Here is an 11,280-nt window from a genome sequence, read left to right as displayed (position 1 = left end):
TCAAAAGCACCCGAAAGCTGTATTCCACCCTGCGTATCGGCCGCGAAGCATTGGCCAGAGGCTGGCCACTGGGACCAGCATCGCGCTGCCTTGAACATCTCAGATCACCGCCACAGGCCGTCTTGGAGCAGATGTCTCTACGCCCGTGAAAACGTGGGGAAACCTAAGAACCTGACCCCGTTCTCCCGATGTGTCTACGCCCGTGAAAACGTGGGGAAACCTAAGACTCTGACCCGGGTTTCAGTTTCTGCATCCTCGTTGAAGCAGATGTCGCGGGGGAATGCGCCTTATGCTCCTATCCTATTCCAGAACATTCGATTTGGCTCTCGTTATAACCTCCATCATGATACCCCGATCGGCGTCGGGGGTATGGCGTATGATTTGAGTAACTTAAGAGTAGTTTCCCCAAAAATTCATTCCGCTATACATGGACCAAAAAAATAATGATTACAGTGCGTAAGTTGACGAGGCAGGAGCTCTTCGAAATCGCGGAGAATATTTTTAACCCAAGCGAGGGGGGGCCGTCAGAGGCTGAAATCGATATGCAGCTCTATGCCTTTTGCATGAATTGCCCAGATCCGGTGGGGGCAATGGAGTTGATTATTGAAGCTCCGCGCGGCATCACGTCCGCGGAGGTTTTCGAGCAGGCATTTTTCATGCAAGAGCGGCGTATTGAAACTTGGTCTGCAGAGGATCTTCCAATGGATCACCCTTTGAGGTACTGCCGGTTCGCATCGGAGTAGTGTCTGTGGCTATGATTATTAGATAGCGCGGGTTGGATTATTTTTTGTGTGGTTTCAATATTGTAGTTTTGATCTTTGGCTGGGTCTGCCTTTTCTGCGTCTGGGAAGGGGTGTGTAGTGGATGGCGGTATTGATTGTTCTGGCGCGCGCTGTTGATTTTATTATTGCGATATCGAGGTTGGATTGACTTGGATGAGGCGGAAATAATAAATTAATTACGAATCGCTCGATGACGAGGAGTTACTCGGACTTTCACTTGACGCAATTAATGGATTTCGTGACGAGGATGCGGTTGTGCTGCTGAAAGTACTGGTTAATCGCAATCCGATACATGCCCTGGGTCATTACCTGCTGGCTGCGCAGTATGCGCAATTCGGCTTGTTTGAGCGCGCTGAGGGTGAGTTCCGGCGTGCGGTGGAATTGGCGCCGGGATTTGCGATGGCCCGCTTCCAGCTCGGGCAGTTGCTGTTGGTGAAGGGTGATGCTGAAGGGGCGGTCGGCCAGTTCAACGCCGTTGGTGGCGATGACCCGGCACTGCGTGCTTACGCTGATGGGTTGTCCGCCTTGGCTGGCCTGCAGCCAAGTGGCGCCCTCGCTGCATTGCGGCGAGGGCTGGCGCTGCCGCAGTCGGTGGCTGCGTTCGAACAAGGGGGTCAGGTTGGATTACCGCTGGAACCAGCATCGCGCTGCCTTGAACATCTCAGATCACCGCCACAGGTCGTCTTGGAGCAGATGTGTCTACGCCCGTGAAAACGTGGGGAAACCTAAGACTCTGACCCGGGCTTCCATGACCCGGGTTTCCAATACCCTCTTGAATAATGACGCTGATCATGATCGGCACGCCACCCCGGCGCCGCAAACTACGCATATAGGTTCTGACGGAGCTTGTAGCCATTAATAGAGATTATTTAATGTTGTTAAAAATTTCTGAAATTGAAGAAAAGTTAAATTACAGGTTTTCACCATTGGAGCCAATGATTACTGGAATGAGACTTCTTCCCGGCGGACTTTCGGGACTCGAAATTTCTGAATTGCAGGATTTCGCCAAACCCACTCTTCCTGGTGATTTTAAGCTTTTGCTTGAGCGCTATGATTTCGGCAACCTTACCATTGGCCCTGTTTATTTCTCAATTAGCGGCCATTATGTTCGCGATGTCATTAGGATGACAGATGCCTTATGCCTTCCGCGCGGATTATTGTTTATTGCAGGCTCTGATCCGGATGACTTTGCATTGAATTTAATTTCTGGCGAAATCCTATTGCTCGACAGGGAAATTTTGAAAATTGGACCTGTTATCGCTAAATCTTTCGAGAAATTCCTGAGAGGATTGGGGACAGCGATGTTGAGGCGTGGAGAGGGTGACAATCATATGCTGGCCACGTCGATTGCTCGCGAAGTTGCCAGTCAAGACGAAGGTTTTTGGCGGCGCCTGGTGGCCTGAGGCACGTGGCCAGAGCCCGCTTCACGTCTGCCACTGTGCAAACATACTGCTGGATTTTTCGTAGCCCTGTGGCCACCCGCTGGCTGTATTGAGGGGTGGTCTCGAGGTTCCTTTGTTTTCATGCGATAGGGAGCATCTGATCCTGTGCGGCTCATGGTGGCAGCATGGGCTGTTCTAAGTGTCACGCACTGGCCAGTATTGCTATATAAGCTCAGTACTGCGTGTGATTCTGATCTGACTCCGAACAACAGGATCAGGTTGGATTACCGCTGGAACCAGCATCGCGCTGCCTTGAACATCTCAGATCAGCGCCACAGGCCTTCTTGGAGCAGATGTGTCTACGCCCGTGAAAACGTGGGGAAACCTAAGACTCTGACCCGGTTTTTGCCACTTCGATCCGGGTTTTCGCGACCCGGGTTTTCGCTTATTCATATAGCATCGCCTGCAACAATCTATTGAAACAGAACAGGCTGCCCACTCTCCACGCTCACTTTCGCCAGCTGCTGTAGTCGTTCAATGAGCGGCTCACCATCCACGTCAAAGAAGCATTCAAGTAACGTCAATGGCTTGATGCCAAACGTCTTGGCAATTTGCCTCTTCCAGTGCGAGTTATACTCGACCGGAGGGCATTGTGAAAAACCCTCAATCACCTGATCCAACTCAGTTATAAGCTGCTTTGACTCTGAACTTGACCATTCCCCATCACTATCTGGATGATTATTGAGCACGGGACATACAGCACCCAATCGCCCTTTTTCAACCACAGCAACTACGGCATCACGGAAAAAATTGAAATCAGCATATGAACCAACCTCGACTCCTTCCAACTCATTCCCGGATGCATCGAATACGCAGAGATACAGACCCATGATCAAGCTCTCTCAACTTTAACTGAACCGAAAGATTCACGCACGAACAATCTTAGTGACTCATGAACCTTGGCCCCTTTCGGAAGCTGGATAATGAGATTCTTTCCACGCGTGTTCGCTATGAAAGCGAGGACCCTAATTTGATATGTCAACCTAAGGCACGATACATTCTTGATAATATAGAAATTATCGCCAACCTCTGCGTCAGGCCTGGCACCCCGTGGCGTCTGATGTTTGGTGTAAGAAAAATCCATCACCATCTCACTTCTGCGAATTAGTGACTTGGACGCCACAGAAATCCAACCATTCCTGGAATTCAGAATTCACCGGGCGCATAGTCTGAATTATGAAAGGCTTCTCATCCATGATCGCCTTGTGGGTTTGCAACCTTAGCTGACAGGTCAATCCGAGTTCGCTGCAACCTCCCTTGATCTCAAGATAGCCACCATCGAAACCATCAACACCATCGAATATTGCGCCTTTTCCAACACTTTGCATCACACTCTCTAGGCGCAGAATTGTGCCTTCGCAGCTGTACTGGGCACGAAAAACGCGGCCGTCGTTCTGCGCAGCCGTTGAAGACCAAGCATTATCATCGGTGTTGCCGACGGCAAAATCTGGATCGCCCCGGGTTCACTATACATCTCCACGCCGTACATTACGGCAATCAAGGAGGTGTGTATGAGTGGAAAGCGATACACAGACGAGTTCAAGGCCGAAGCGGCCAAGCAGGTACTTGAGCAGAGTCGATCAATACGCGAGGTGGCAACACGGCTGGGCGTAAGCATCCACTCGCTGTACGCGTCGGTCGCAAAACAGCGGAAGGCACCATCCAACAGCCAGGCAGATGGCTTGTTGGCGGCAGAGAACCGCCGCCTTCAGACCGAAGTGCGCCGCCTGCCCGAGGAACGTGACGTCCTAAAAAGGCCGCAGCGCACTTTGCCAAGGGGTAACAACAACGGGATCAGGTTGACTAAAAAAAACAGCCACCGCTTCCGGTGGCTGCTTCTCATTCCAGCAATGCCCGCAGCTATCAGGCGACCTTCAAGGCCCTCACCACCGCATCCCCCATCTCCGCCGTCCCCACCACTTTCTCCCCCGGCAGCGCGATATCCGCCGTGCGCAACCCGGCATCGAGCACCTTGCCCACCGCCGCCTCGATCGCATCAGCCGCATCGCCACGGCCCAGGCTGTAACGCAGCAGCATCGCCGCCGAGAGGATGGTTGCCAACGGGTTGGCAATGCCACGCCCGGCAATATCCGGCGCCGAGCCGTGGCAGGGCTCGTACATACCCTTGTTGTTGGCATCCAGCGAGGCGCTGGGCAGCATGCCGATGGAGCCGGTGAGCATGGAGGCCTGGTCGGAGAGGATGTCGCCGAACATGTTGTCGGTGACGATCACATCGAACTGCTTGGGCGCGCGCACCAGCTGCATGGCGGCGTTGTCCACGTACATGTGGCTGACCTCCACATCCGGGTAATCGGTGGCGATTTCGTTGACCACGGCGCGCCACAGCTGGCTGCTGGCCAGCACATTGGCCTTGTCCACCGAGCACAGCTTGCCGTTGCGCACGCGCGCCATCTCGAAACCGACGCGGGCGATGCGGGCGATTTCGTCCTCGCTGTACGGCAGGGTGTCATAGGCAAAACGCTTGCCATCGGCCCGCACCTCGTTGCCACGCGGGCTGCCGAAGTAAATGCCGCCGGTCAGCTCACGCACGATCAGAATATCCAACCCTGCCACCACTTCCGGCTTCAGGCTGGAGGCACTGGCCAGCTGCGGGTACAGCAGCGCCGGGCGCAGGTTGGCAAACAGGCCGAGCTGGGAGCGGATCTTCAGCAGGCCACGTTCCGGGCGCAGGGCCGGGTCAATGCTGTCCCACTGCGGGCCACCCACGGCGCCCAGCAGCACGGCATCGGCCGCGCGCGCGCGCGCCAGGGTTTCATCGGCCAGCGGGCTGCCGTAACGGTCATAGGCCGCACCGCCCAGATCATCCTGCTCCAGGGTGATGTCCACCCCGTGGGTGTCACGCACCGCTTCAAGCACCTTCACTGCCTCGGCAATGATTTCCGGGCCGATACCATCACCGGGCAACACCAAGATCTTCTTGCTCATTTCAATATCCGTAATCAGGCAGTAGCGCCGAACAGCCAGGGCTGTGCGGCCTTGTGGCGGGTTTCGAACGCGGCAATGGCATCGCGCTCGTTCAAGGTCAGGCCGATATCGTCCAGGCCATGCAGCAGGCAGTGCTTGCGAAAAGGCTCGACCTCGAAGGCGTGCTCGCCGCCCTGGCCGTCGATGACCACCTGGCGCTGCAGGTCCACGGTCAGCGTGTAGCCTTCCTGCGCCAGCGTGGCGGCAAACAGCGCGTCCACGATGGCTTCGTCCAGCACGATCGGCAGCAGGCCGTTCTTGAAACTGTTGTTGTAGAAGATGTCGGCAAAGCTGGGCGCGATCACCGCGCGGAAGCCGTATTCGTCCAGTGCCCACGGCGCATGCTCGCGCGAGGAGCCGCAGCCGAAGTTCTCGCGTGCCAGCAGCACCGAGGCGCCGGCATAACGCGGGAAATTCAAGACGAAATCCGGGTTCAGCGGGCGGGCGCTGTTGTCCTGGCCGGGCTGGCCGATATCCAGATAACGCCACTCGTCAAACAGGTTGGGCCCGAAGCCGGTGCGCTTGATCGATTTGAGGAACTGCTTGGGAATGATCTGGTCGGTATCGACGTTGGCGCGATCCAGCGGGCAGACCAGGCCGGTGTGTTGGGTAAAGGCTTTCATGTGGGGTTCCTTCAGACCGGGGCCAGTTCGCGCACGTCAACAAAGTGGCCGGCCACCGCAGCGGCAGCGGCCATCGCCGGGCTGACCAGGTGGGTACGCCCACCCGCGCCCTGGCGGCCTTCGAAATTGCGGTTGGAGGTGGAGGCGCAGTGCTCGCCGCTGCCCAGCTTGTCCGGGTTCATCGCCAGGCACATCGAGCAGCCCGGCTCGCGCCATTCAAAACCGGCCGCGACAAAGATCGCATCCAGCCCTTCGGCTTCGGCCTGGGCCTTGACCAGGCCCGAGCCCGGCACCACCAGCGCCTGCTTGACGCTGGCGGCCACCTTGCGGCCCTTGGCCACGGCAGCGGCGGCGCGCAGGTCCTCGATGCGCGAGTTGGTGCACGAGCCGATGAACACCCGGTCCAGCTTGATGTCGGTGATCGCCTGGTTGGCGGCAAGGCCCATGTACTTGAGCGCACGTTCGATCGAATCGCGCTTGACCGGGTCCGCTTCGGCGGCCGGGTCCGGCACGCTGGCATCCACGGGGAGCACCATTTCCGGCGAGGTGCCCCAGCTCACCTGCGGCTTGATGTCTTCGGCGCGCAGCGTGATCACACTGTCGAACACTGCATCGGCATCGGACACCAGCTCGGCCCAGGCGGCCACGGCGGCTTCCCACTGCGCGCCCTTGGGGGCGAACGGGCGGCCGCGCACGTACTCGATGGTCTTCTCATCCACCGCCACCATGCCGACGCGGGCACCGGCCTCGATGGCCATGTTGCACAGGGTCATGCGCCCTTCCATGGACAGGCTCTCGATCGCGCTGCCGGCAAATTCCAGCGCGTGGCCGTTGCCGCCGGCAGTGCCGATGTGGCCGATGATGGCCAGCACCACGTCCTTGGCGGTGACGCCGACGCCCAGCTCGCCCTCCACCCGCACCTGCATGTTCTTCATCTTCTTGGCCACCAGGCACTGGGTGGCCAGCACATGCTCCACCTCCGAGGTACCGATGCCATGGGCCAGCGCGCCGAACGCGCCGTGGGTGGAGGTGTGCGAGTCGCCGCAGACCACGGTCATGCCCGGCAGGGTGGCGCCCTGCTCCGGGCCGACCACATGCACGATGCCCTGGCGCGGGTCGTTCATCTTGAACTCGAGGATGCCGAAGTCATCGCAGTTCTCGTCCAGGGTGGCCACCTGCAGGCGCGAGACCTCGTCACTGATGGCCTCCAGCCCGCCCTGGCGCTCGGCACGGGTGGTGGGCACGTTGTGGTCCGGGGTGGCGATGTTGGCATCGATGCGCCACGGCTTGCGCCCGGCCAGGCGCAGGCCCTCGAAGGCCTGCGGCGAGGTCACCTCGTGCAGGATGTGGCGGTCGATGTAGATCAGCGAGGAGCCGTCATCACGGCGGGAGACTTCGTGCAGCTCCCACAGCTTGTCGTACAGGGTCTTGGCGGTCATGGCAGGCAGGCGACGGTGTGATGGCTTGATGGTCGGCGCTTGCCATCAATAACTCAAACTCCTATTTTTCATCCCACCCATTCCAATAAGGAATAGCATGGACCTGACCAGCCTGGCCGTGTTTGTCGCCGTGGCCGAGCACGGCGGATTCTCTGCCGCCGCCCAGCGCCTGCACCTGACCCAGCCGGCAGTAAGCAAGCGCATTGCCCAGCTCGAGGCCGAGCTGGATGTACGCCTGCTCGACCGCCTCGGCCGCCAGGTGGTGCCCACCGAGGCCGGGCAGCTGCTGCTGGGCCGGGCCCGGCGCCTGCTCACCGAGGCCAGCGACACCCGCCGCGCCCTGGCCGCGCTGGGCGATGGTGTGGCCGGCAGCCTGCGCATCGCCACCAGCCACCATATCGGCCTGCACCACCTGCCGCCCCTGCTCAAGCGCTATGCCCAGCAGTTCCCGCAGGTGGAACTGGACATTGCCTTTGTCGATTCCGAGCAGGCCTATGCGCGGGTACTGGACGGAGCCGCCGAGCTGGCCGTGACCACCCTGGCCGCGCACACCGCCGCGCCGCTGCTGGCCCAGCCGCTATGGGAGGACCCGCTGTGCTTCATGGTCGCCAGTGACCACCCGCTGGCCGCGCGCAAGCGGGTCAGCCTGCATGATCTGGCCGCGCACCCGGCGGTGCTGCCCGACCCGGGCACCTTCACCCACAAGCTGATTGCCGGCCTGTTCGCGCAGCACGGGCTGGAACTGCAGGTGCGCCTGCGCACCAACTACCTGGAAACCATCCGCATGCTGGTCGGGGTGGGCATGGCCTGGAGCGCACTGCCGGCCAGCCTGCTCGATGCCCAGGTGGTGGCCCTGCCGGTCAGCGGTGCGCACCTGCAGCGCCAGCTGGGCTGGGTACGCCACGGCGGGCGCACCCTGTCACGTGCAGCGGATGCCTTTGCCGGCCTGCTCCAAGCCAGCGCCGGCAAGGCCTAGCCGACCACCTGGTTGCGGCCGCCTTCCTTGGCCCGGTACAGGTTGGCATCGGCCGCGGCCAGCAGGGTGTGCACCTGGTCGCGCCCCGGGCCATAGCCGGCCACGCCGATGCTCACGGTGATCGCCGGTGCCTGCGCCAGCTGTGCTCCGGCCACCTCGGCGCACAGCACCTGCATGCGCTGGCGGCCACGTGCCAGCGCCGTGTTGGGCATCACCAGCAGGAACTCCTCGCCGCCCTGGCGCGCGGCAAACACCGCCCCTTCGCTGGGCTCGCTGAGCAGGCGGCCCAGATGGGCCAGCACCCGGTCACCGACCTGGTGGCCATAGCCATCGTTGACCTGCTTGAAGTGGTCCACGTCGATCAGGGCCACGCTCAGCGGCGTGCCGCTGGCAGCGGCCTGGTCCAGCGCCTGCTGCAGGTAGCCATCGGCCGCACGCCGGTTGGGCAGTGCGGTCAGGCTGTCATACAGGGCCAGGCGTTCGAGCCGGCCCAGCAGCTCGTCACGCTCGCGCCCGGCCGCCACCAGGGCCACGTTCTTGCGGTGCAGCTCCTCGGTGCGCTGGGCCACCAGTGCATTGAGCCGGCGCTGGCGGCGCTCGTAATGGTGCACGCGCAAACGCCAGCCACTGAACAGCACCAGCAGCAACAACAGCGCCGCGGTGGCCAGCACCAGCGGCCGTTGCCAGAACACCGGCACCTGCACGATGGCCAGCTCGGCACTGCCCAGGCGCTGGCTGCGGCTCCAGTCCAGCGGCATGGCCATGGCCTGCACCTGGAAGCGGTAATCACCCGGTGGCAGGTTGGTGTAGACCGCCTCGGTGCCCTCGCCCACCTCGACCCAGTCACGTTCGAAACCGAGCAGGCGGTAGCGGTAGCGCAGCTTGTGCGGGCTGGCAAAGGCCAGGGCCGCATAGGTGATGGACAGGCGGTTGGTCCGCTGCTGCAGGCGGTAGGCGGCCTGCAGCGGCTGGCGTACCCCGTTGACCAGCACCTGCTCCAGCACCACCGGCGGCACCGCATTGCGGTCGCGCCCGGCCAGTTCCGGATCGATCAACGCCAGGCCCCTGCCGGTGGGGAACATCAGCTGGCCATCGCGGTGCTGCCAGCCGGCCGGCCAGGTCGCGCCGTTGACCTGGCTGGAGGGCATGCCGTCGCTGCTGTCGATCACATCCACCGCCAGCAGGTCGTGCCGGTTGGCATCGAAGGCGGCAAATTCACTGCGCGCCACCCGGAACACGCCCTGGTTGCTGGACAGCCACAGGCGCCGGTGGCCGTCATCGAGGATGCGGAACATCTTGTCGCGCGGCAGCCCGGCATGGTGGTCATACACCTGCAGCGCGCCATCGCGCAGGCGCAGCAGGCCCGAGTCACTGGCCACCCAGACCGTGCCATCGGCATCGTGCAGGAAATCAAATACCGCATAGGCCGGCAGGTCGCGCTCCGGCTGCCAGTGGCGCAGGCGGCCATCGGGCCGGAGCATGGCCATGCCGGCCTCGGTGCCGATCCAGATCTGCCCCTGCTCGTCCCGGCTGAGCACCTGCACCGCGTGCTCGCCCAGGCCCAGCTGCTTGCCCAGTGGCTGCACCTGGCCATCGGCATCCAGCCGCAACAGGCCCCGCGGGGTGCCCACCAGCATGCCCTGCGCCGTTGGCAACAAGGTGCGCACCATCAGCGAGCGCGCACTGGCATAGGACACCGGCAGCTGCTGCAGCAGGCGGCCGGCGCCATCAAAGCGCAACACGCCCTGCTCGTAGGTGCCGGCCCAGACCCCATCGCCGTGCGGATCGGCCGCCAGCGCGGTGACCGTGGTACTGAGCCGGGTATCGGGCATGGCCAGCAGCGGGCCCAGCGCGCCGTCCTGCCAACGCTGGATGCCGCTGGCATGGCCGATCCAGGTGCTGCCGTTGGCCGTCTGCAGCACCGTGCGCACGTAGCTGTCGCCCAAGCCGTTGCGCTGGGTCAGCGCACGCACCGCGCCGGGCGACAGGCGCGTCAGGCCCAGCGAGTCGCCCAGCCAGAGCAGGCCTTCGCGGTCTTCCAGGAAGGCCCGGCTCGGCAGGCCGTCCAGGGCCAGTTGCTGGCGGCTGCCATCACTGGCAATGCGCAGCACCTGGCCATCATTGCCCACCACCCACAACGCCTGGCGGCTGTCCACCATGGCCTGGCTGATGCGGTTGCTGGCCACCACCCGCTCGCTGCGGCCATCGGCATGCCAGCGCCAGACCCCGTCATCGCAGGCAAGCACCCAGCCGCCAGCGCCATCGCGGTCGATCTGCCGTACCTGCTTGCCGGCAAAGCCCTGCGCCTGCCCCCAGGGCCGGGCACGCCCGTTGTGCACCTGCCAGGCACCGTTGAGGCTGGCCACCAGCAGGTCATCGCCATCGGCACGCAGGGCATGGATCTGGCCCGGCTCGATGCCGGACGGAAAATCCACCTGCTGCGGCCGGCCCTGTGCATCGAGCCGGTACAGCTGGTGGCGCGAACTCAGCCACAGGGTGCCATCGGCGGTGCGCAGCATGTCCTCCACCCGCAGCTGGCGCAGGGCGGCATCGCCATAGGCGCGCCATTGCCCCTGGTGGTGGCGGTAGATGCCATCCACCGCGGTACCGACCAGGATCGAGCCATCGGCCTCGGCCAGCAGCGAAAACACCCCGGAAAGTCGTGCCTGCTCGGTGTTTTCGTTGTCATACACGGTGAAGCTGCGGCCATTGAAGCGGGCCACGCCTTCCCAGGTGGCCACCCAGATGAAGCCCTGACGGTCCTGGGCAATGTCATGGACCATGTTGTGCGGCAGGCCATCACGCATGTCCCAGCGGGTGACGCCGTAATGCAGGCCCTTGGCCAGCCCCGCCCCCGGCCACGACACGGCCAGCAGCACCAGCAGCCACACCGCAGGCAACAGCCGCCCCCGCCCGGTCCGCGATGCGCGGAAGGCTGCCGACAGGGCCAGGATCAAAAGAGCAGGAAACATCAGTACGGCGGGGTGAGATTGCGGCGGGCGACCGCCTTGTGTGTGACACACATCACACTTC

At 62.0% G+C, this 11,280-nt stretch carries 9 protein-coding genes and 2 pseudogenes; 5 read left to right on the top strand and 6 right to left on the bottom strand.

Translation table 11 applies throughout. The annotated features are described in order from the left end of the window. Both ABB30_RS16145 and ABB30_RS16945 read left to right on the top strand, forming a co-directional pair. A pseudogene (locus ABB30_RS16145) lies at positions 1-149 on the top strand (IS4 family transposase); the annotation flags it as partial. 4 nt (positions 150-153) lie between these two features. Beyond that, positions 154-444 carry a hypothetical protein gene (locus ABB30_RS16945; protein ID WP_425477375.1) on the top strand — a complete coding sequence of 97 codons (291 nt, stop codon included), beginning with the start codon at positions 154-156 and terminating at the stop codon, positions 442-444. Between the two features lie 551 nt (positions 445-995). On the opposite strand, the gene ABB30_RS16755 is transcribed toward ABB30_RS16945, so the two are convergent. Then, positions 996-1,391 carry a hypothetical protein gene (locus ABB30_RS16755; protein ID WP_057637174.1) on the bottom strand — a complete coding sequence of 132 codons (396 nt, stop codon included), beginning with the start codon at positions 1,389-1,391 and terminating at the stop codon, positions 996-998. Positions 1,392-1,654: 263 nt separating this feature from the next. Between ABB30_RS16755 and ABB30_RS16140 the strand changes: the two genes are divergently transcribed. Further along, complete coding sequence (locus tag ABB30_RS16140) at positions 1,655-2,185, top strand: SMI1/KNR4 family protein (protein ID WP_152980572.1); 531 nt, start codon at positions 1,655-1,657, stop codon at positions 2,183-2,185. A 452-nt stretch (positions 2,186-2,637) separates the two neighbouring features. On the opposite strand, the gene ABB30_RS15655 is transcribed toward ABB30_RS16140, so the two are convergent. Beyond that, entirely contained in the window at positions 2,638-3,054 is a 417-nt protein-coding gene (locus tag ABB30_RS15655; RefSeq protein WP_083489691.1) for an Imm70 family immunity protein, read from the bottom strand. 681 nt (positions 3,055-3,735) lie between these two features. Here ABB30_RS15655 and ABB30_RS16940 point away from each other — a divergent pair. Beyond that, positions 3,736-3,933: pseudogene (locus tag ABB30_RS16940) on the top strand (transposase); the annotation flags it as partial. A 154-nt stretch (positions 3,934-4,087) separates the two neighbouring features. On the opposite strand, the gene leuB reads toward ABB30_RS16940, so the two are convergent. Genes leuB through leuC form a run of 3 tightly spaced genes read right to left on the bottom strand, consistent with a single transcriptional unit; the run spans position 4,088 to position 7,271 of the window. After that, positions 4,088-5,170, bottom strand: coding sequence for a 3-isopropylmalate dehydrogenase (leuB, locus tag ABB30_RS04825; RefSeq protein ID WP_057637172.1), 1,083 nt, complete (start codon positions 5,168-5,170; stop codon positions 4,088-4,090). Positions 5,171-5,184: 14 nt separating this feature from the next. After that, positions 5,185-5,832, bottom strand: coding sequence for a 3-isopropylmalate dehydratase small subunit (leuD, locus tag ABB30_RS04820; protein WP_057637171.1), 648 nt, complete (start codon positions 5,830-5,832; stop codon positions 5,185-5,187). A gap of 11 nt (positions 5,833-5,843) precedes the next feature. After that, positions 5,844-7,271: a 3-isopropylmalate dehydratase large subunit gene (leuC, locus tag ABB30_RS04815; protein ID WP_057637170.1), complete on the bottom strand. Its 1,428-nt coding sequence runs from the start codon at positions 7,269-7,271 to the stop codon at positions 5,844-5,846. 97 nt (positions 7,272-7,368) lie between these two features. Between leuC and ABB30_RS04810 the strand changes: the two genes are divergently transcribed. Continuing rightward, positions 7,369-8,247, top strand: a complete 879-nt coding sequence (locus tag ABB30_RS04810; protein WP_057637169.1) for a LysR family transcriptional regulator — start codon at positions 7,369-7,371, stop codon at positions 8,245-8,247. On the opposite strand, the gene ABB30_RS04805 is transcribed toward ABB30_RS04810, so the two are convergent. Beyond that, complete coding sequence (locus tag ABB30_RS04805) at positions 8,244-11,219, bottom strand: ligand-binding sensor domain-containing diguanylate cyclase (protein WP_083489690.1); 2,976 nt, start codon at positions 11,217-11,219, stop codon at positions 8,244-8,246. The two genes, ABB30_RS04810 and ABB30_RS04805, sit on opposite strands and share 4 nt — an antisense overlap. Positions 11,220-11,280 lie beyond the last annotated feature (61 nt).

The sequence above is a fragment of the Stenotrophomonas ginsengisoli genome, assembly GCF_001431485.1.
In the GTDB taxonomy this organism is placed as follows: Bacteria; Pseudomonadota; Gammaproteobacteria; order Xanthomonadales; family Xanthomonadaceae; genus Stenotrophomonas; species Stenotrophomonas ginsengisoli.
This window is presented reverse-complemented; position numbering and strand designations above follow the sequence as displayed.

Coding starts and splice junctions, on each gene's coding strand:
- ABB30_RS04810 (WP_057637169.1), top strand. CDS start 7,369: ATGGACCTGACCAGCCTGGCCGTGTTTGTCGCCGTGGCCGAGCACGGC.
- ABB30_RS04805 (WP_083489690.1), bottom strand. CDS start 11,219: ATGTTTCCTGCTCTTTTGATCCTGGCCCTGTCGGCAGCCTTCCGCGCA.
- ABB30_RS16140 (WP_152980572.1), top strand. CDS start 1,655: ATGTTGTTAAAAATTTCTGAAATTGAAGAAAAGTTAAATTACAGGTTT.
- leuB (WP_057637172.1), bottom strand. CDS start 5,170: ATGAGCAAGAAGATCTTGGTGTTGCCCGGTGATGGTATCGGCCCGGAA.
- leuC (WP_057637170.1), bottom strand. CDS start 7,271: ATGACCGCCAAGACCCTGTACGACAAGCTGTGGGAGCTGCACGAAGTC.
- leuD (WP_057637171.1), bottom strand. CDS start 5,832: ATGAAAGCCTTTACCCAACACACCGGCCTGGTCTGCCCGCTGGATCGC.
- ABB30_RS15655 (WP_083489691.1), bottom strand. CDS start 3,054: ATGGGTCTGTATCTCTGCGTATTCGATGCATCCGGGAATGAGTTGGAA.